The organism is Xenorhabdus sp. TS4, from assembly GCF_014467265.1.
In the GTDB taxonomy this organism is placed as follows: domain Bacteria; phylum Pseudomonadota; class Gammaproteobacteria; order Enterobacterales; family Enterobacteriaceae; genus Xenorhabdus; species Xenorhabdus ehlersii.
Genome location: NZ_NKHQ01000013.1, coordinates 23,184 through 42,590, shown reverse-complemented (window position 1 = coordinate 42,590; position 19,407 = coordinate 23,184). Strand labels below are relative to the sequence as shown.

Here is a 19,407-nt window from a genome sequence, read left to right as displayed (position 1 = left end):
TAAGTATCTGTAAGCCTGCCTGATAAGGTGTGCTCATTGTGCTGTTATTAAAAAATGTGCTGTTATTACAAAAAATCAGGAAGATGTTGTTTGGGCTTAGGATTAATTTAGAGGTTGAATAAATGAAACAAATTCCGATGACGGTACGTGGCGCGGATAAATTGCGCGAAGAATTAGAACATTTGAAAAATGTACGTCGGCCTCAAATTATTGCCGCAATCGCTGAAGCGCGTGAGCACGGTGATTTGAAAGAAAACGCGGAATATCATGCCGCTCGTGAGCAGCAGGGTTTCTGTGAAGGCCGTATTCAGGAAATTGAGGCTAAACTTTCCAATGCACAGGTGATTGATGTCACGAAAATGACCAACAATGGCCGAGTGATTTTTGGGGCAACGGTAACGGTACTGAACTTGGATTCTGATGAAGAACAGACCTACCGTATCGTCGGTGATGATGAAGCCAATATTAAAGAAAATCTTCTTTCAGTGAATTCACCGATTGCCCGAGGCCTGATTGGTAAAGAAGTAGATGATGTTGTTGTCATCTCCACGCCTGGCGGTCAAGTGGAATTCGAAGTTTTGAACGTGGATTATGTTTAATACACCATGATCAAAGAAAAAGGCCAGCTTTTGGCCTTTTTTCTCATAGTAAATAAATTAATATGGCACTTTTGTATAAATATGCCGTGATTATTTAGGTAGACTAATCTTGCGTTCTTCCGATGGACGGTAGAGAACTAACATTTTGCCAATGATTTGCACGTTATGTGCACCCGTTTCACGAACAATCGCTTCAGCGATCAAAGTTTTTATTTCGCGGTCTTCGCCTGCAACTTTGACTTTGATAAGCTCGTGATGCGAAAGAGTTTGTTCGATTTCAGCCAACACACCTTCGGTCAACCCATTGTTACCGATCATTACGACAGGCTTTAATGAATGGGCGAGACTTTTCAGGTATTGGATTTGTTTCTTGTTAAGAGTCATCGTTTTTTTGCTTAGTTGGGATTGAAAACGATATATTCTACCGCCATCTCATATCTATCACCATAAAAGTGTGGTGTGGTTTGATAAGAGAACGCAAAAAATAAGGCGCCTTATTAGTAGAGTTGGAAAGAACAATGGCCAATAAAAAACGCTCAGCAAGCTCAAGTCGCTGGTTACAGGAACATTTTAGTGATAAATATGTTCTCCAGGCGCAGAAAAAAGGGCTTCGCTCTCGCGCTTGGTTTAAACTTGATGAGATACAGCAAAGCGACAAAATCTTTAAACCGGGCATGACCGTTGTTGATTTAGGCGCTGCTCCTGGTGGGTGGTCTCAGTATGTAGTGAGTCAGATTGGTAATAGCGGGCGAGTCATTGCTTGCGATCTTTTGCCGATGGATCCGATAGTTGGAGTTGATTTCCTTCAAGGAGACTTTCGTGATGAGCTGGTATTGAAAACATTACTTGAGAGAGTTGGTGATAATAAAGTCCAGGTCGTCATGTCGGATATGGCTCCTAATATGAGTGGAACCCCCGCGGTCGATATTCCCCGATCCATGTATCTGGTTGAGTTAGCGTTGGATATGTGTCGTGATGTGCTGGCCCCTGGGGGTAGTTTTATCGTCAAAGTATTTCAGGGAGAGGGCTTTGATGAATACCTGAGGGAAATACGCTCCCTTTTTGCGAAGGTAAAAGTTCGTAAACCAGAATCTTCGCGGGCACGATCACGTGAAGTATACATTGTAGCGACAGGGCGGAAAGTATAGTACCCTGACTACTATTTGTTAACACAGTTGTAATATGAGGTTAATCCCTTGAGTGACATGGCGAAAAACCTGATTCTCTGGTTAGTCATCGCAGTTGTCTTGATGTTATTGTTCCAGAGTTTTGGTCCCGGCGATTCTAGTGGTCGTAGGGTAGATTACTCTAATTTCATCAATGAGATATCGCAGAATCAAGTAAGCGAAGTACGTATTTCGGGTCGTGACATTGATTTTACTAAGAAAGACAACAGTGGAAAATACAGCACTTATATGCCAATTCAGGATGAAAAGTTGCTGGATACCCTACTCAATAAGCAGGTAAAAGTTGTTGGTGAACCACCAGAACAGCAAGGCCTGTTGGCGACCCTCTTTATTTCATGGTTCCCAATGTTACTGCTCATTGGCGTCTGGATCTTCTTTATGCGCCAAATGCAAGGCGGTGGTGGTAAGGGGGCGATGTCTTTTGGTAAAAGCAAAGCCCGTATGTTGACTGAAGATCAGATCAAAACCACGTTTGCCGATGTTGCTGGTTGTGATGAAGCAAAAGAAGAAGTGGGCGAATTGGTTGAATATCTGCGTGAACCTGGCCGTTTCCAAAAACTGGGTGGTAAGATCCCGAAAGGCATCCTGATGGTTGGCCCTCCAGGTACGGGTAAGACATTGTTGGCTAAAGCTATTGCTGGCGAAGCGAAAGTCCCTTTCTTCACTATCTCTGGTTCTGATTTCGTTGAAATGTTCGTTGGTGTTGGTGCTTCCCGTGTTCGTGATATGTTTGAACAGGCAAAAAAAGCTGCACCGTGCATCATCTTTATTGACGAAATTGATGCAGTCGGTCGTCAGCGTGGTGCTGGTCTGGGTGGCGGACATGATGAACGTGAACAGACGCTGAACCAAATGCTGGTTGAAATGGATGGCTTTGAAGGTAACGAAGGCATTATTGTTATCGCAGCGACTAACCGTCCTGATGTTCTCGATCCAGCTTTGTTACGTCCTGGCCGTTTTGACCGTCAGGTCGTTGTTGGCCTGCCAGATGTTCGTGGCCGTGAGCAAATCCTGAAAGTTCATATGCGTCGCATTCCGCTGGATACTGATATTGATGCATCGGTCATTGCTCGTGGTACACCAGGTTTCTCTGGTGCGGATTTGGCTAACCTTGTGAATGAAGCTGCTTTGTTTGCCGCTCGCGGTAACAAGCGCGTTGTTTCTATGGTTGAGTTCGAAAAAGCCAAAGATAAGATCATGATGGGGGCAGAACGCCGTTCAATGGTTATGACGGAGGAACAGAAAGAATCCACCGCATACCATGAAGCAGGGCATGCCATTATTGGTCGTTTGGTTCCAGAACACGATCCCGTGCATAAAGTGACGATTATCCCGCGTGGCCGAGCGTTGGGTGTGACGTTCTTCTTGCCAGAGGGCGATCAGATCAGTGCAAGCCGTCAGAAGTTGGAGAGCCAAATTTCAACCTTATACGGTGGCCGGTTAGCGGAAGAAATTATCTATGGTGTAGATAATGTTTCTACCGGTGCGTCCAACGATATTAAAGTGGCGACATCTATTGCACGTAACATGGTGACACAGTGGGGTTTCTCAGAAAAACTGGGGCCATTGCTGTATGCGGAAGAAGAGGGTGAAGTTTTCCTCGGTCGTTCGGTTGCTAAAGCAAAACATATGTCTGAAGACACCGCGCGTTTAATCGATCAGGAAGTGAAGGCCATCATCGATCGTAACTATTTACGTGCGCGTCAGATTCTGATGGATAATATGGATATTCTTCATTCAATGAAAGATGCATTGATGAAGTATGAAACCATTGATGCTCCTCAGATTGATGATCTGATGAATCGTACAACAGTACGTCCACCGGCAGGTTGGGAAGGAGATAAGAATAGCGGTAATAGTAATAACCGTCATAACACCCCATCTCAGCAGCAAACGTCAAAGCCTGCGGATGGTAACCCAACCGCATAACGTGGCTAACAACCCTACATTAAACCCCAGGCTTGTCCTGGGGTTTTGACATTAAGGCACCTAGCGATGAAACTGACAGCCAGAGGCAGCGTCCTTGATCTTTCCTGCCCACAAGTAATGGGCATTTTGAATGTCACTCCCGATTCCTTCTCTGATGGTGGAATCCATAATACTTTTGATTCGGTATTGAAACATGCTGCTGAGATGATCAAAGAGGGAGCAACAATTATTGATGTGGGAGGAGAATCGACTCGTCCTGGAGCGAATGAAGTAAGTGAACAGGAAGAGCTGGATCGTGTTATTCCGGTGATTGAGGTACTGGCACAGCGCTTTGATATCTGGATCTCTGTTGATACCTCAAAAGCTGCTGTTATGCGGGAATCAGCCAAGGCAGGAGCGCATATTATCAATGACGTCCGTGCGTTGCAGGAATCTGGAGCACTTGAAGCGGCAGCACAAAGTGGTTTGCCAATTTGCTTGATGCATATGCAGGGACAACCTCGCACCATGCAAACAGAACCTCACTATGAAGATGTTGTATCGGAAGTAAAAACCTTCCTGATACAGCAAATTGAGCGTTGTGTTGCGGCGGGTATCGCGAAAAATAACCTGATTCTTGATCCGGGTTTCGGTTTTGGTAAGAACTTATCGCATAATTATCAGTTATTGGCTCACTTGCAAGAATTTCATCATTTGGGATTCCCTATTCTGGCGGGGATGTCACGCAAGTCCATGATTGGTCAATTACTTGATGTGCCACCGCAGCAGCGTGTGGCAGGAAGCGTTGCTTGTGCTGTGATTGCAGCCATGAAAGGTGCCCAGATTATCCGTGTACATGATGTAAAAGAAACCGTTCAGGCAATGCAAGTTGTTCATGAAACGCTATCTGAAAAGAATCCATGTTCATAGAATATATAGTTTGTAAAATACACCGTTTGTAAAGAACATGATGTCAGCAAAAAAACGCTGAGAGCAGAAAATTGGTTCAGTAAAGGAAAGAAATTTATGAGTAACCGTAAATATTTTGGCACTGACGGTATCCGTGGCAGAGTGGGGAATACCCCAATTACCCCTGACTTTGTATTGAAACTTGGTTGGGCTGCGGGAAAAGTGTTGGCGCGTCATGGTTCTCGCAAAATTATTATTGGTAAAGATACCCGAATCTCAGGTTATATGTTGGAATCCGCGTTGGAAGCAGGGTTAGCCGCTGCGGGACTGTCGGCATCCTTTACCGGCCCGATGCCAACACCAGCCGTGGCGTATCTGACACGTACTTTTCGTGCTGAAGCCGGGATTGTCATTTCCGCTTCCCACAACCCTTACTATGATAACGGCATTAAATTCTTCTCTATCGATGGGACTAAATTACCGGATGATGTTGAAGAGGCGATTGAAGCAGAAATGGAAAAACCTCTGACTTGTGTGGAATCTGCTGAGTTAGGGCGGGCAAATCGGATAGTTGATGCGGCGGGTCGTTACATTGAATTTTGTAAAGGGACATTCCCCAGTGAACAAAGTTTAAATGGATTGAAAATTGTTTTAGATTGCGCCAATGGTGCGACCTACCATATCGCACCGAATGTGCTCAGAGAGTTGGGAGCGGAGGTGATTACCATTGGTTGTGAGCCTAATGGCATCAATATTAATGAAGAGTGTGGTGCAACAGATGTCCGTCTATTGCAACAGCGCGTACTGGAAGAACAAGCGCACGTAGGTCTGGCATTTGATGGTGATGGCGACCGTATCATTATGGTTGATCATCTGGGGCAAAAGGTTGATGGCGATCAGATCATTTATATCATTGCACGTGAGGCGTTGAGACAAGGTCAGTTACGTGGTGGTGCTGTAGGGACGTTGATGAGTAATATGGGGCTGGAGTTGGCACTGAAACAGCTTGGTATTCCATTTGAGCGTGCGAAAGTTGGCGACCGCTATGTTCTGGAAAAATTGCAGGAAAAAGGCTGGCGTCTGGGCGCAGAAAATTCAGGCCATGTCATTTTGTTGGACAAAACCACAACAGGAGACGGTATTGTTGCTGGATTGCAAGTCTTGAGTGCAATGGTACGCAATAATATGAGCTTGCATGATCTGTGCAGTGGTATGAAGCTTTTACCTCAAGTTTTGGTTAACGTTCGCTTTACAGGTGATGTTGATCCCCTGCAATCAGAATCAGTGCTTGAAACTGTAAAATCAGTTGAGACTGAATTGAATGGTTGTGGTCGTGTTTTACTGCGTAAATCAGGTACAGAACCATTGATTCGTGTCATGGTGGAAGGCGAAGATGAAGAGCAAGTCACGACATTAGCGCATCGTATTGCTGATGCTGTGAAAAAAATCGGCTGATTTGTTGTTTTTTTGCTCGATCAGCGTCAGGATTTAAAATTAATCTTGCGTGTCTGATACGCTTTGGTTAGTATTCACACCCGCTCAATAAGTTAATTTTTCTAATTTTGTGAGCGGGTGATGCAACATAACGTCGCTATGAAATTGTGGTAAACGCCACGAGGAAACAGGTACAACATATGTATGAAGCTCTTTTAGGTATATTCTTGCTGGTTGGTATCGGGCTAATCGCTCTGGTTCTGCTACAGCAAGGTAAAGGTGCTGATATGGGTGCTTCTTTCGGCGCGGGTGCATCTAACACGCTGTTTGGTTCATCGGGTTCCGGTAATTTTATGACCCGCATGACGGCTATTTTTGCCACGTTGTTCATTGTTATCAGTCTGATTCTTGGTAACATGACTAGCAACAAGACGGGTTCCAACAGTAAATGGGATAACCTTGTCGAACCTGTAAAAGTTGAAAAACAGGCAGAAGTTCCGGCAACGCCAGCAAAACCAAATAGTGATATCCCACAGTAACATTCAGTAACAGAATTAAAATAGGGTTGTTGATTTTAATCATGAGTTTAGATAACCATTAGAATAACAAACCTATAAAATCAGTGCCGAGGTGGTGAAATTGGTATACACGCTACCTTGAGGTGGTAGTGCCTAAACAACGGGCGTACGGGTTCAAGTCCCGTCCTCGGCACCATTAATCTAGAAACTTGCGTTTTTAGTATTATCAGCGTAAGATTTGCCACGTTTTCGAACGCGGGATGGAGCAGCATGGTAGCTCGTCGGGCTCATAACCCGAAGGTCGTCGGTTCAAATCCGGCTCCCGCAACCACTTCTTAACAACCTGTACCTTTTCAACAGTAATAGCTCAGCAGCCATTGAGATGTCGATCTTGATTTGACAGGTTGCTTTGAAAGGTATAGAAAGAGGTTGGTTGAGACCACTGGCAGTAAACAGGGTCCAGTTGCATAAAGCCCCGAGTGTCGGGGTTTTTTGTTATTTGACAGCAGAACTACTGGGCTAATATAGCCCTTTTTTTATGTCTTGGGGGTGGGCTTGTCCACATTAGAGCAAAAATTAACAGAGATAATTTCAGCACCAGTTGAAGCTTTAGGTTTTGAATTAGTTGGCCTGGAGTTTATTCGCGCTCGTGTATCGACGTTGCGAGTCTATATCGATAGTGAGGAGGGTATCACTGTTGATAATTGTGCTGATGTTAGCCACCAGGTCAGTGCAGTGCTTGATGTTGAAGATCCGATTCCTGGGCTTTATAACCTGGAAATATCTTCACCAGGGCTTGAGCGTCCACTGTTTAAGGCTGAACATTACCAGCGTTTTATAGGTGAAGAAGTCAGCTTGGTTTTACGCATGGCAATGCAGAACCGTCGCAAATGGCAAGGTATCATCAAGGCAGTTGATGGTGAAATGATTACGGTTACGGTGGATGGAAAAGACGAAGTGTTCGCACTGAGCAACATCCAGAAAGCGAACCTGGTACCCCACTTTTAAAGTTCGAATGAGGCAACTAGGATGAATAAAGAAATTCTGGCTGTTGTGGAGGCGGTTTCTAATGAAAAATCACTCCCTCGCGAAAAAATCTTCGAAGCATTAGAGATTGCACTGGCGACAGCCACCAAGAAAAAGTATGAGCAGGAAATCGACGTCCGCGTTTGTATTGATCGTAAATCAGGTGATTTTGATACCTTCCGTCGCTGGTTAGTTGTTAACGAAGTGACTCAGCCAACGCGCGAAATCACACTGGAAGCGGCAAAATTTGACAACCCAGAGATTGAGCTGGGTGGTTATATTGAAGATCAAATTGAATCAGTGACCTTTGACCGCATTACGACTCAGACGGCAAAACAGGTTATCGTACAGAAAGTACGTGAAGCTGAGCGTGCAATGGTTGTTGATCAATTCCGTGAACAACAGGGTGAGATCGTGACCGGTCAGGTCAAAAAAGTGAACCGCGAAAATATTACCTTAGATTTAGGTAATAATGCTGAAGCGGTCATTTTACGTGAAGACATGTTGCCACGGGAAAATTTCCGTCCAGGTGACCGCGTGCGTGGTGTTCTGTATGATGTTCGCCCTGAAGCACGTGGTGCACAGCTTTTCATCACTCGTTCTCGTCCTGAGATGTTGGTTGAGTTGTTCCGCATCGAAGTACCTGAGATTGGTGAAGAAATCATTGAGATCAAGGCGGCTGCTCGTGATCCGGGTTCCCGTGCCAAGATCGCAGTGAAAACCAACGATAAGCGTATTGATCCTGTTGGCGCTTGTGTTGGTATGCGTGGTGCAAGGGTACAAGCCGTTTCCAGTGAACTGGGCGGTGAAAGAATTGACATCGTGCTGTGGGACGATAACCCTGCGCAGTTTGTCATTAATGCAATGGCTCCGGCGGATGTTGCATCTATTGTGGTTGACGAAGACAACTGCACTATGGATGTTGCCGTAGAAAACAGTAATCTTGCTCAGGCGATTGGACGTAATGGTCAGAACGTTCGTCTGGCGGCACAACTGTTGAAAAAACATCGTGGTGATGACAAATGGGAACTTAATGTCATGACTGCGGAAGAGCTACAAGCAAAACATCAGGCAGAAGCACACGCTTCTATTGATACATTTACTAAGCATCTCGACATTGATGAAGATTTCGCCACTGTATTAGTCGAGGAAGGTTTCTCTACGCTGGAAGAACTGGCTTATGTGCCAATCAATGAACTTCTGGCAGTAGAAGGACTGGATGAAGAAACCGTTGAAGTTCTTCGTGAACGCGCTAAAGCGGCCTTGACGACGCTGGAACTGGCTCAGAAAGAGAGTCTTGGTGATCAGCAACCTGCCGAAGATTTATTGAATCTGCCTGGCATGGAGCGTACTTTGGCGTTTAACCTGGCTGCCCGTGGCATCTGCACTCTGGAAGATCTTGCCGAGCAGGGTATCGACGACTTATCTGATATCGAAGGACTGAATGATGAGAAAGCAGGAGAACTCATTATGGCAGCCCGCAATATCTGTTGGTTTGGCGATGATGCATAAATAAACTGTAGCAGGAAGGAACAGAATGACAGAGGTAACCGTAAAATTACTGGCAGAAGAGATCCAGACATCGGAAGAACGTCTAATCCAGCAATTCGCTGATGCTGGCATTCAGAAAACCGCAACTGACTCTGTTTCCCAGAAAGAAAAAGAAGCTTTGCTGGCCTACCTGAACCGTGAACAAGGCGGTTCTGGCGGTCAGCCGGGTAAATTGACACTACAGCGTAAAACACGCAGTACACTGAACGTTCCTGGCACCGGTGGCAAAAGTAAATCGGTAGCGATTGAAGTCCGCAAAAAACGCACATATGTGAACCGTGATGCCCTTGAACAGGCTAAAGCGGAAGAACAGGCTCAGCGTGAAGCGGAAGAGCAGGCTCGGCGCGAGGCAGAAGAGAAGGCGCGGCTTGAGGCTGAAGCGAAAAAATTCGCGGAAGAGCAAGCTAAACGTGAAGCTGAAGAAAAAGCCAAACGTGAAGCAGAAGAGAGCGCTCGACGTGAAGCAGAAGAAAAAGCCAAACGTGAAGAGGCTAAACTGTCTCCGCGTGAGGCGGCGGAAAAAGAAAAAGTGATTAAGCAACATACCGAAAACAAACCAAAATCAGATCAGACTCACTCTGCCGTGCAAAATGAAAAAGCGCGTCGGGAAGCCGAAGCTGCAAATTTAAAACGTAAAGCTGAAGAAGAAATGCGCCGTAAGGTGGAAGCGGAAGCGAAGCGTGTTGCAGAAGAAGCACGTCGAATGGCAGAAGAGAATCAAGACAAATGGACTGATGACTCTGATAACAGTGACAGTAGTGACTACCACGTAACCACTTCCCGCTATGCTCGTGATGCGGAAGATGAAAATGACGCCAAAGTAGAAGGCGATCGTCGTTCCCGCTCTCGTGGCGGCAAATCCCGCCAGAAAAAGAATAACAAACATTCTGAATCGAAAGCTGATCGCGAAGAAGCGCGCGCTGTGGGTCGTACCAAAGGTAAACAACGTAAGCCTAGTACCTTACAGCAGAGTTTCACGAAACCTGTTGTCGCGGTTAACCGTGACGTTGTGATTGGTGAGACCATTACTGTTGCAGAATTGGCTAACAAAATGGCCGTTAAAGGTGCTCAGGTCATTAAGACCATGATGAACATGGGCGCAATGGTAACCATCAACCAAGTTATCGACCAAGAAACAGCACAACTGGTTGCCGAAGAAATGGGGCACAAAGTTATTCTCCGTCGTGAAAACGAACTGGAAGAAGCGCTGATGAGTGATCGTGATACGGGTGAAACCCAGGCAGAGTCTCGTGCACCAGTTGTTACCATCATGGGGCACGTTGACCACGGTAAAACTTCTCTGCTGGACTATATCCGTTCCACTAAAGTGGCTTCTGGAGAAGCTGGTGGTATTACCCAGCACATTGGTGCGTATCATGTGAAAACTGAAAAAGGCATGATCACCTTCTTGGATACCCCAGGCCATGCTGCGTTTACCTCCATGCGTGCACGTGGTGCGAAAGCAACAGACATCGTTGTTCTGGTTGTAGCAGCGGATGATGGTGTGATGCCACAGACCGTAGAAGCTATTCAGCACGCTAAAGCAGCCAACGTACCCGTTGTTGTTGCTGTGAACAAGATCGATAAGCCAGAAGCTGATCCGGATCGCGTGAAGAATGAATTGTCGCAATACGGCATCATTTCAGAAGAGTGGGGCGGTGAAAACCAGTTCATCAATGTGTCTGCCAAAGCTGGTATTGGTATTGATGAATTGCTGGAAGCCATTTTGCTTCAGTCTGAAGTCCTTGAACTGAAAGCGGTACGCACGGGTATGGCAAACGGTGTGGTCATTGAATCCTTCCTGGATAAAGGCCGTGGCCCAGTTGCAACCATTCTGGTTCAGTCTGGTACGCTGAACAAAGGCGATATCGTTCTGTGTGGCTTCGAATATGGCCGTATTCGTGCAATGCGTAACGAACTTGGCCGCGAAGTGACTTCGGCTGGTCCATCTATCCCAGTGGAAATTTTGGGTCTGTCCAATGTGCCATCTGCGGGTGATGAAGCAACGGTTGTTCGTGATGAGAAAAAAGCGCGTGAAGTGGCCTTGTATCGTCAGGGTAAATTCCGTGAAGTGAAATTGGCTCGTCAGCATAAAGCTAAGCTGGAAAACATCTTCGCTAACTTAGAAGAAGGCAAGGTATCTGAACTGAACATTGTTCTGAAAACGGATGTTCAAGGTACATGTGAAGCAATTAGTGACTCATTGCTGAAATTGTCTACTGATGAAGTTAAAGTGAAAATCATCGGTTCTGGTGTGGGTGGTATCACTGAAACTGATGCGACGCTGGCAGCAGCATCTGAGGCAATTATTCTGGGCTTCAACGTTCGTGCTGATGCTTCTGCACGTCGTATCATTGAAAACGAAAGTCTGGATCTGCGTTACTACTCCGTTATTTATAACCTGATTGATGAGATCAAACAGGCTATGAGCGGTATGCTGGCACCAGAATACAAACAGCAGATCATGGGTCTTGCCGAAGTTCGTGATGTGTTTAAGTCACCGAAATTTGGTGCTATTGCTGGTTGTATGGTGACAGAAGGTTCCATCAAGCGTAATAATCCGATCCGCGTACTGCGCGATAACGTTGTTATTTACGAAGGTGAATTGGAATCCTTACGTCGCTTTAAGGATGACGTTAACGAAGTCCGTAATGGTATGGAATGTGGTATCGGTGTGAAGAACTACAATGATGTTCGCGTTGGTGACATGATTGAAGTCTTTGAAGTGATTGAAATTAAACGCTCCATCGATTAATACCGTTATTTATCAATAGATTCATTCCATTCTTGGGGGGCTTTATGCCCCCCAAAATGTCAGGAGATATAACAATGGCAAGAGAATTTAGTCGTACTCAGCGCGTTGCACAGGAAATGCAAAAAGAAATTGCCATCATCTTACAGCGTGAAATCAAAGATCCCCGTATCGGTATGGCGACAGTCTCCGGTGTTGAGGTTTCCCGCGATCTGGCTTATGCCAAAGTATTTGTCACCTTTCTGAACGTACTGGTGGACGGGCATGATTCAGATATGGTTAAAGAAGGCATCAAGGCATTGAACGAAGCCTCTGGTTTTATTCGTTCCCTACTGGGTAAAGCGATGCGCCTGCGTATCATTCCTGAGCTGACATTCTCTTATGACAGTTCTTTGGTGGAAGGGATGCGTATGTCGAATTTGGTTAGCAACGTCGTTAAAAATGATGAGAAGCGTCGCGCATCTGCGGATCACAATGAGGAAAAATGATGGGGCGCCGTCGTAAAGGCCGTGCTATACACGGTGTACTGTTGCTGGATAAGCCACAGGATATCTCCTCCAATGATGCGTTACAGAAAGTCAGGCGGATTTTTAATGCCAGTAAGGCGGGTCATACTGGTGCACTCGATCCATTGGCGACAGGCATGTTGCCGATTTGCCTGGGTGAAGCGACCAAATTTTCCCAATTCTTGCTGGATTCTGACAAACGCTATCGTGTGATTGCCCGTTTGGGGCAACGTACAGATACGTCGGATTCACATGGAACAATCATCAGTGAGCGCGACGTAAAAATCACCGAATCTCAGCTCAATGCTGCATTGGATCAATTCCGTGGTGATACCATGCAGGTTCCTTCTATGTACTCTGCATTGAAACATCAGGGAAAACCGCTATACGAATATGCCCGTCAGGGTATTGAAGTTGAGCGTGAAGCGCGTCCTATCACTGTTTATGAATTACAATTCATTCGCTGGGAAGGGAATGAGCTGGAATTGGAAATACACTGTTCCAAGGGCACTTATATTCGTACCATCATTGATGATTTAGGGGAACTTTTGGGTTGTGGCGCGCATGTCATTTATCTGCGTCGTTTGCAGGTTGCCAATTATCCCAATCAAAGAATGGTAACGTTGGAACAGTTATATGAGTTAAACCAACAAGCTGAAGATCAAGAAATTGAGGCGTGGGAATTGCTTGATCCATTATTGCTACCAATGGATACCGCCGTGGTTCATTTTCCTGTCATTCACTTAACATCTGTCGTTGCGTCTTACTTCAAACAAGGCCAGCCGGTTCGCAGCAAACATAATTTGGCTTCAGATGAATGGGTGAGGGTGACCGAAGGTGATGAAAATAAATTTATCGGCATTGCAGTGATTGATGATGATGGACTAGTGGCTCCACGCCGTTTGGTTGTTGAAACGGAATAATGATAGCAACAGACAAGGAATTTGCAGCAGGTAAATTGAGTTGGGGCACAGAATGACGGTGATTGTGCTGTCTTGCGCTTCACCTATTTGCAGCGTAGAATACCGCGTCTGTACATGAGTGGCTGAATTAGAGATCGGCACTCGTCATTTTAAATTACATATTTGGAGTTATACTATGTCTCTAAGTACTGCTGCAAAAGCGCAGATTATTGCTGAATTTGGTCGCGGCGCTAACGACAGTGGTTCCAGCGAAGTTCAGATCGCACTGCTGACTGCTGACATCAACCACCTGCAAGGTCACTTTTCAGAGCACAAAAAAGATCACCACAGCCGTCGTGGTCTGCTGAGAAAGGTTGCACAGCGTCGTAAGCAACTGGACTACCTGAAGCGTAAAGATGTGGCACGCTATACTGCTCTGATTGAGCGTCTGGGACTGCGTCGCTAATTGATGAGTTTCAGTGGAAAGGGGCCTAATCGGGCCCCTTTTCTTCTAGGAAACGGAATTGTCAGGAAACAGAATCGGAAAATTTAATCTACTGTTTTTTGCACCGTTTCTAAAACTTGAACCTCTTCCGCTACAGTGACTCGCGCGGCTAATGAGAGTCCTCAAAGCAGTGAGCACTGTCATTAGTCGTGAGGGTGTAGCAAGAAGAGAAAATCCATTGTTGCTGGTTTCTTAAATCGGCAACATTAACAAAGGAAAATTATTTTGCTTAATCCGATTGTTCGTAAATTTCAGTATGGTCAGCACACTGTGACCATCGAAACTGGCATGATGGCTCGTCAGGCGACAGCAGCCGTTATGGTAAATATGGATGACACAGCGGTATTTGTCACCGTTGTTGGTCAAAAGAAAGTCAAAGCAGGTCAGGATTTCTTCCCTCTGACCGTTAACTATCAGGAGCGTACTTACGCTGCTGGCCGTATTCCGGGAAGTTTTTTCCGTCGCGAAGGCCGTCCGGGAGAAGGTGAAACATTAGTTGCTCGTCTTATTGACCGCCCTCTACGCCCTCTGTTTCCAGAAGGTTTCCTGAATGAAGTTCAAATCATCGCGACAGTCGTTTCTGTTAATCCACAAGTAAACCCTGATATCGTTGCCATGATCGGCTCTTCCGCTGCACTGGCGCTGTCTGGTATTCCATTCAATGGTCCAATTGGTGCTGCGCGTGTTGGTTATATTAACGATCAGTACGTTCTGAACCCAACTAGCGATGAGCTGAAACACAGCCGTTTGGATCTGGTCGTTGCAGGTACAAATAACGCGGTGCTGATGGTAGAGTCCGAAGCGGAACTGCTGACTGAAGAGCAAATGTTGGGTGCGGTTGTGTTTGGTCATGAGCAACAACAGATTGTGATTGATAACATCAATGCGCTGGTTGCTGAAGCAGGTAAAGAGAAATGGGATTGGGCACCAGTGCCTGTTAATCAACCTCTGCACGATCGTGTTGCAGAACTGGCTGAAAGCCGTCTGGGTGATGCTTATCGTATTACTGAGAAGCAGGAACGTTATGCTCAGGTTGATAGTATCAAAGAAGAAGTCACTGTGGCTATCCTGGCAGAATTTGCAGAAAAAGGCGTTGAACTGGAAGAAACCGAAGTGCTTGAAGTTCTCGCTATTCTGGAGAAAAATGTTGTTCGTAGCCGTGTTTTGCGTGGTGAACCGCGTATTGATGGCCGTGAAAAAGACATGGTTCGTGCTCTGGACGTTCGCACAGGTGTACTGCCACGTACTCATGGTTCATCCCTGTTTACCCGTGGTGAAACTCAGGCATTGGTAACTGCAACACTGGGCACAGAGCGTGATGCTCAGGTTATCGATGAGCTGATGGGTGAGCGTACAGATCGCTTCCTGTTCCACTACAACTTCCCTCCGTACTCTGTCGGTGAAACTGGCATGGTCGGTTCACCAAAACGTCGTGAAATTGGTCACGGTCGTCTGGCGAAACGTGGTGTATTGGCTGTGATGCCAGGCATCAACGAATTCCCATATACCGTTCGCGTGGTATCTGAAATCACTGAATCCAACGGTTCTTCCTCTATGGCTTCTGTCTGTGGTGCATCACTGGCATTGATGGATGCAGGTGTGCCAATTAAGGCAGCCGTTGCGGGTATCGCAATGGGGCTGGTGAAAGAAGGGGAAAACTTTGTTGTTCTGTCGGACATTCTGGGTGACGAAGATCATCTGGGCGACATGGACTTTAAAGTTGCGGGTAGCCGTGATGGTGTCAGCGCACTACAAATGGACATCAAAATCGAAGGTATTACCCGTGAAATTATGCAGATTGCTCTGAATCAGGCTAAAGGTGCTCGTCTGCACATCCTGAATGTGATGGAACAGGCAATTAATTGTCCACGCAATGATATTTCTGAATTTGCACCACGTATCCACACTATCAAGATCAACCCAGACAAGATCAAAGACGTGATTGGTAAAGGGGGTTCCGTGATCCGCGCATTGACGGAAGAAACAGGGACTACCATTGAAATTGAAGACGACGGTACAGTGAAGATTGCGGCGACTGACAGTGACAAAGCACGTCATGCTATCAGACGTATCGAAGAAATCACTGCGGAAGTTGAAGTGGGTCGTATTTATGCTGGTAAAGTGACCCGCATTGTTGATTTTGGTGCATTCGTTGCTATCGGCGGCGGTAAAGAAGGGCTGGTACACATTTCTCAGATCGCCGAAAAACGTGTAGAGAAAGTCACTGATTATCTGCAAATCGGGCAAGAAGTTCCTGTGAAAGTGCTGGAAATTGACCGTCAGGGACGTATCCGCCTGAGCATGAAAGAAGCCGTGATTACAACTGACGCAGAATTGCAATCACCGGAATCATCAGTAGAATAAATTTGACGTAAAGAGCGGCGTCCTGTAAAAAGGGCGCCGTTTATCTCAATAAATTTCGAGTTATTGTTCTTAGCAGTAGTTTGAAAGATGAGAGAACGTCAATTTTGGGCAGGACGCCTGAAATATACAATGTGGGTGGAGTAATAGGGCATTCTGATTGATGTCTGGCTTCGGGAGTGGGAAATGAATTCTTTTCTGCGCTGGTGTTATGTTGCGGCTATTTTTCTCCTTGTGGGATGTAGCGGCACTGGGTGGCGTAAAAATGAAGTGATTGCTATTCCATTACAACCAACATTGCAACAAGAGGTTATTCTGGCTCGCATGGAGCAAATACTTGCGAGTCGGTCACTAACGGAAGATGAATATGCACAGCTTTTATATGAACGAGGTGTGCTGTATGATAGCCTCGGGCTGAGGGCACTGGCGCAGAATGATTTTTCAGTGGCTTTGTCTATCCGCCCTGATATTCCTGAAATTTTTAATTATCTGGGAATTTATTTTACGCAGGCAGGCAATTTTGATTCTGCCTATGAAGCGTTTGATTCTGTTTTAGAGCTTGATCCAACTTACAACTACGCGCGAATGAATCGCGGCATTGCACTGTATTACGGTGGCCGCTATCGATTGGCGCAGGATGATCTGCAGGCGTTTTATCAAGACGATCCAAATGATCCCTTCCGTTCGTTGTGGTTGTACCTTGTGGAAGATAAAATTGATCCTAAGGCTGCAATGACTAATTTGTCGCACCATTTTGACAAAGCGAACCGGGGAAGATGGGGCTGGAATATTGTTGAATTCTATTTAGGCAAAATCGGTGAAAAAATATTGATGGAACGCTTAAAACAGGGTTCAACAGATAACACTTCGCTCGCTGAGCATCTCAGTGAAACTGACTTCTATTTAGGTAAACATTACCTAAGTCTGGGGGATGAGGATAGCGCAACTGCGTTATTCAAGCTGACGGTGGCTAACAATGTGCATAACTTTGTTGAGCACCGCTACGCATTGTTGGAATTGGCGCTATTGGGCCAAAAACAAGATGATTTATCGGAATCGAACCAACAATAGCTGACGAACATTTTCACGACAGATTTTAAAGTCCGCATCTCTGGAGATGGGGGCTTGTTTGTTCGTTTAATAACATAATTTGAGCCAGTTCACATTTTAAATGAAAATGACAGAAATTCTTTTCACTGTGTTATGTAGACTGGCCGCCATGATCAATGAGGCACCATTACATGACCACTGAGACTGAAATCTCTTTTGCTGATTTAGGTTTATCAGCACCTATCCTTTCTGCGTTGGGAGACCTGGGCTATGAGAAGCCTTCTCCTATTCAACAACAATGTATTCCACACCTGCTGAGCGGCCGTGATGTGCTGGGTATGGCACAGACGGGCAGTGGTAAGACCGCCGCTTTCAGCTTACCTTTATTGAATAACATTGATGCTGAACTTAAAGCGCCACAAATCCTTGTGTTAGCGCCAACCCGTGAACTGGCGGTGCAGGTTGCTGAAGCGTGTTCAGATTTTTCCAAACATATGCGCAATGTGAATGTTGTTGCACTTTACGGTGGACAGCGTTATGACGTTCAGTTACGTGCCTTGCGTCAGGGACCACAAGTTGTGGTGGGAACGCCGGGACGTTTACTCGACCACCTGAAACGTGGAACATTGGATCTGTCCAACCTGAAAGGTTTGGTACTGGATGAAGCTGACGAAATGTTGCGTATGGGCTTTATCGAAGATGTTGAAAACATCATGAGCCAGATCCCTGCTGAACATCAAACCGCGCTGTTCTCCGCGACAATGCCAGAAGCGATCCGCCGCATCACTCGTCGTTTCATGAATGATCCACAGGAAGTTCGTATTCAGAGCAGTGTGACAAACCGTCCTGACATTAGCCAAAGCTACTGGTCTGTTTACGGTATGCGCAAAAATGAAGCGTTGGTGCGTTTCCTTGAAGCAGAAGATTTTGATGCTGCGATTATTTTCGTGCGCACCAAGAATGCAACGCTGGAAGTTGCAGAAACGCTGGAGCGTAACGGCTACAACTCTGCGGCATTGAATGGTGACATGAACCAGGCTCTGCGTGAACAGACACTTGAGCGCTTGAAAGATGGCCGTTTGGACATTCTGATTGCGACTGATGTAGCTGCTCGTGGCCTGGATGTTGATCGCATTAGTTTGGTTGTTAACTACGACATCCCAATGGATGCAGAATCTTATGTACACCGTATCGGTCGTACCGGTCGCGCTGGCCGTGCGGGTCGTGCCCTGTTGTTTGTTGAAAACCGCGAACGTCGTTTGCTGCGTAACGTTGAACGCACCATGAAACTGACAATCCCGGAAGTTGAACTGCCAAACGCAGAGCTTCTGAGCCAGCGTCGTCTGGAGAAATTTGCGGCCAATGTTCAGAATCAACTGGAAAGCAGCGATCTGGATCAATACCGCGCATTGTTGTCTAAACTGGGAACCGGCGATGATCTGGATATGGAAACACTGGCAGCAGCCCTGCTGAAAATGGCACAAGGTGAGCGCCCACTTATTCTGCCACCCGATCCAGTGCGTCGTCCTCGCCGTGAATTCAACGATCGTGATGACCGTCGTCGCAATAGCAATAGCAATAGTAACAGTAATAGCTTTGGTGAGCGTGACAGAGGTGATCGTCCTCGTCGTGAGCGTCGTGACGTGGGTGATATGGAACTGTATCGCATTGAAGTTGGTCGTGATGATGGTGTTGAAGTTCGCCATATTGTGGGCGCAATTGCAAATGAAGGTGATATCAGCAGCCGTTATATCGGTAATATCAAACTGTTTGCTACCCACTCTACGATTGAACTGCCAAAAGGGATGCCAGGGGAGTTGCTGTCTCACTTCACCCGTACTCGTATTCTGAACAAACCAATGAATATGCAGTTGATGGGTGATGCGCAACCATTTGAACGCCGTGAGCGTCGTGGTGGCCGCAATGGTAACGGCGGTAATGGTGGCAATGGTGGCAATGGCCCACGTCGTGACCGTGATGGTTTTGGTAATAACGGTGGTCGTCGTTTTAACAACGAACGTCGCGGTGGTGAGCGTGGTTCTTTCCGCGGTCGCAGCAACGATGAAGCACCACGTCGCCGTCAAAGCAATGGCAATGTATAAGCACTAATTTTTCATTGACTTGCTTGATTTATCGTTGCATTGAAAATATCGCAATGATGAATTAAATAAAGCCCTTTCTCCGTTAAGAGAAAGGGCT

17 protein-coding genes and 2 tRNA genes are annotated in these 19,407 nt (G+C 46.1%); 18 read left to right on the top strand and 1 reads right to left on the bottom strand.

The genetic code is table 11. The annotated features are described in order from the left end of the window. Positions 1–122 precede the first annotated feature (122 nt). On the top strand, positions 123–599 hold the full coding sequence (greA, locus tag Xets_RS08285) for a transcription elongation factor GreA (protein ID WP_099132635.1): 477 nt from the start codon (positions 123–125) through the stop codon (positions 597–599). A gap of 90 nt (positions 600–689) precedes the next feature. Here the strand turns inward: greA and yhbY are convergent, their stop codons facing one another. Then, positions 690–983, bottom strand: a complete 294-nt coding sequence (gene yhbY / locus Xets_RS08280; protein ID WP_047766250.1) for a ribosome assembly RNA-binding protein YhbY — start codon at positions 981–983, stop codon at positions 690–692. Between the two features lie 134 nt (positions 984–1,117). Here yhbY and rlmE point away from each other — a divergent pair, with 134 nt between their 5' ends. The 17 genes from rlmE to Xets_RS08195 all read left to right on the top strand — a co-directional run bounded on the left by rlmE (position 1,118) and on the right by Xets_RS08195 (position 19,310). Then, entirely contained in the window at positions 1,118–1,747 is a 630-nt protein-coding gene (rlmE, locus tag Xets_RS08275; RefSeq protein ID WP_074019936.1) for a 23S rRNA (uridine(2552)-2'-O)-methyltransferase RlmE, read from the top strand. 48 nt (positions 1,748–1,795) lie between these two features. Next, entirely contained in the window at positions 1,796–3,715 is a 1,920-nt protein-coding gene (ftsH, locus tag Xets_RS08270; RefSeq protein ID WP_099132634.1) for an ATP-dependent zinc metalloprotease FtsH, read from the top strand. Between the two features lie 66 nt (positions 3,716–3,781). Further along, on the top strand, positions 3,782–4,624 hold the full coding sequence (gene folP / locus Xets_RS08265) for a dihydropteroate synthase (protein ID WP_187651435.1): 843 nt from the start codon (positions 3,782–3,784) through the stop codon (positions 4,622–4,624). Positions 4,625–4,720: 96 nt separating this feature from the next. Further along, positions 4,721–6,058, top strand: a complete 1,338-nt coding sequence (gene glmM / locus Xets_RS08260; protein ID WP_099132632.1) for a phosphoglucosamine mutase — start codon at positions 4,721–4,723, stop codon at positions 6,056–6,058. A 179-nt stretch (positions 6,059–6,237) separates the two neighbouring features. After that, positions 6,238–6,576: a preprotein translocase subunit SecG gene (gene secG / locus Xets_RS08255; RefSeq protein WP_099132631.1), complete on the top strand. Its 339-nt coding sequence runs from the start codon at positions 6,238–6,240 to the stop codon at positions 6,574–6,576. 85 nt (positions 6,577–6,661) lie between these two features. Further along, positions 6,662–6,751, top strand: a tRNA-Leu gene (locus tag Xets_RS08250). A gap of 58 nt (positions 6,752–6,809) precedes the next feature. Beyond that, a tRNA-Met gene (locus Xets_RS08245) sits at positions 6,810–6,886 on the top strand. Between the two features lie 224 nt (positions 6,887–7,110). Continuing rightward, positions 7,111–7,563 carry a ribosome maturation factor RimP gene (rimP, locus tag Xets_RS08240; protein ID WP_139292463.1) on the top strand — a complete coding sequence of 151 codons (453 nt, stop codon included), beginning with the start codon at positions 7,111–7,113 and terminating at the stop codon, positions 7,561–7,563. A 21-nt stretch (positions 7,564–7,584) separates the two neighbouring features. Further along, positions 7,585–9,093: a transcription termination factor NusA gene (nusA, locus tag Xets_RS08235; RefSeq protein ID WP_099132630.1), complete on the top strand. Its 1,509-nt coding sequence runs from the start codon at positions 7,585–7,587 to the stop codon at positions 9,091–9,093. A gap of 25 nt (positions 9,094–9,118) precedes the next feature. Then, positions 9,119–11,887, top strand: a complete 2,769-nt coding sequence (gene infB, locus Xets_RS08230) for a translation initiation factor IF-2 (RefSeq protein WP_099132629.1) — start codon at positions 9,119–9,121, stop codon at positions 11,885–11,887. 74 nt (positions 11,888–11,961) lie between these two features. Then, positions 11,962–12,372: a 30S ribosome-binding factor RbfA gene (rbfA, locus tag Xets_RS08225; protein ID WP_099132628.1), complete on the top strand. Its 411-nt coding sequence runs from the start codon at positions 11,962–11,964 to the stop codon at positions 12,370–12,372. Beyond that, on the top strand, positions 12,372–13,313 hold the full coding sequence (gene truB / locus Xets_RS08220) for a tRNA pseudouridine(55) synthase TruB (protein WP_099132627.1): 942 nt from the start codon (positions 12,372–12,374) through the stop codon (positions 13,311–13,313). Before rbfA ends, truB begins: the two co-directional genes overlap by 1 nt. Positions 13,314–13,488: 175 nt before the next feature. Further along, entirely contained in the window at positions 13,489–13,758 is a 270-nt protein-coding gene (rpsO, locus tag Xets_RS08215; protein ID WP_099132626.1) for a 30S ribosomal protein S15, read from the top strand. 264 nt (positions 13,759–14,022) lie between these two features. After that, positions 14,023–16,161 carry a polyribonucleotide nucleotidyltransferase gene (gene pnp, locus Xets_RS08210; RefSeq protein ID WP_099132625.1) on the top strand — a complete coding sequence of 713 codons (2,139 nt, stop codon included), beginning with the start codon at positions 14,023–14,025 and terminating at the stop codon, positions 16,159–16,161. Between the two features lie 183 nt (positions 16,162–16,344). After that, the gene (gene nlpI / locus Xets_RS08205; RefSeq protein ID WP_099132624.1) at positions 16,345–17,229 is read left to right on the top strand and encodes a lipoprotein NlpI; all 885 of its coding nucleotides are present in this window, start codon (positions 16,345–16,347) and stop codon (positions 17,227–17,229) included. Between the two features lie 100 nt (positions 17,230–17,329). Continuing rightward, positions 17,330–17,410, top strand: a complete 81-nt coding sequence (gene yrbN, locus Xets_RS28340) for a protein YrbN (RefSeq protein ID WP_120211369.1) — start codon at positions 17,330–17,332, stop codon at positions 17,408–17,410. Next, positions 17,400–19,310 carry a DEAD/DEAH family ATP-dependent RNA helicase gene (locus Xets_RS08195; RefSeq protein WP_187651434.1) on the top strand — a complete coding sequence of 637 codons (1,911 nt, stop codon included), beginning with the start codon at positions 17,400–17,402 and terminating at the stop codon, positions 19,308–19,310. Before yrbN ends, Xets_RS08195 begins: the two co-directional genes overlap by 11 nt. Positions 19,311–19,407 lie beyond the last annotated feature (97 nt).

Excerpts from the sequence above, each read along its gene's own strand:
- yrbN (WP_120211369.1), top strand. The coding sequence starts at position 17,330 with ATGAAAATGACAGAAATTCTTTTCACTGTGTTATGTAGACTGGCCGCC.
- greA (WP_099132635.1), top strand. The coding sequence starts at position 123 with ATGAAACAAATTCCGATGACGGTACGTGGCGCGGATAAATTGCGCGAA.
- nusA (WP_099132630.1), top strand. The coding sequence starts at position 7,585 with ATGAATAAAGAAATTCTGGCTGTTGTGGAGGCGGTTTCTAATGAAAAA.
- nlpI (WP_099132624.1), top strand. The coding sequence starts at position 16,345 with ATGAATTCTTTTCTGCGCTGGTGTTATGTTGCGGCTATTTTTCTCCTT.
- truB (WP_099132627.1), top strand. The coding sequence starts at position 12,372 with ATGGGGCGCCGTCGTAAAGGCCGTGCTATACACGGTGTACTGTTGCTG.
- glmM (WP_099132632.1), top strand. The coding sequence starts at position 4,721 with ATGAGTAACCGTAAATATTTTGGCACTGACGGTATCCGTGGCAGAGTG.
- rpsO (WP_099132626.1), top strand. The coding sequence starts at position 13,489 with ATGTCTCTAAGTACTGCTGCAAAAGCGCAGATTATTGCTGAATTTGGT.
- secG (WP_099132631.1), top strand. The coding sequence starts at position 6,238 with ATGTATGAAGCTCTTTTAGGTATATTCTTGCTGGTTGGTATCGGGCTA.
- folP (WP_187651435.1), top strand. The coding sequence starts at position 3,782 with ATGAAACTGACAGCCAGAGGCAGCGTCCTTGATCTTTCCTGCCCACAA.
- rlmE (WP_074019936.1), top strand. The coding sequence starts at position 1,118 with ATGGCCAATAAAAAACGCTCAGCAAGCTCAAGTCGCTGGTTACAGGAA.
- Xets_RS08195 (WP_187651434.1), top strand. The coding sequence starts at position 17,400 with ATGACCACTGAGACTGAAATCTCTTTTGCTGATTTAGGTTTATCAGCA.
- infB (WP_099132629.1), top strand. The coding sequence starts at position 9,119 with ATGACAGAGGTAACCGTAAAATTACTGGCAGAAGAGATCCAGACATCG.
- rbfA (WP_099132628.1), top strand. The coding sequence starts at position 11,962 with ATGGCAAGAGAATTTAGTCGTACTCAGCGCGTTGCACAGGAAATGCAA.
- yhbY (WP_047766250.1), bottom strand. The coding sequence starts at position 983 with ATGACTCTTAACAAGAAACAAATCCAATACCTGAAAAGTCTCGCCCAT.